Source organism: Stenotrophomonas sp. 05L413 (genome assembly GCF_056397945.1).
Window position 1 is genome coordinate 1 of the sequence record NZ_JBFTOL010000028.1, and the last position, 374, is coordinate 374.

Genomic DNA, 374 nt, shown 5'->3' on the forward strand with positions numbered 1-374 from the left:
GTGCAGTGCTGCGATCAGGTGAAGATTGCCGTGGGGCTGCTCGAAGACATGGGTAATGCCAGCACGATCCTGAAGACCGCACAGCAGATCGACCAGCTCGAGTCCGAGGCAGACCGCGTGATGCGCTCGGCCATGTCGAAGCTGTTCCGGGAAGAGACCGACGTGAAGCGCCTGATCAAGTTGAAGGCGATTTACGAGCAGTTGGAGACCATTACCGACAAGTGCGAGGACGTGGCCAACATCATCGAAGGCATCGTCCTGGAAAACGCCTGAGGCGCGCACTCGCATGCAAACCATTCAAATGAGCTTGTGGGTGATCGGCCTGCTGGTCGTGCTCGCGTTGCTGTTCGACTTCATGAACGGCTTCCACGATG

Annotated in this window: 1 protein-coding gene; it reads left to right on the forward strand. The window is 57.8% G+C overall.

The annotated features are described in order from the left end of the window. Positions 1-273, forward strand: a 273-nt coding sequence (locus AC1DIQ_RS19010; RefSeq protein ID WP_478050606.1) for a DUF47 domain-containing protein, incomplete at its 5' end; no start/stop codon positions are given. Positions 274-374: the final 101 nt, after the last annotated feature.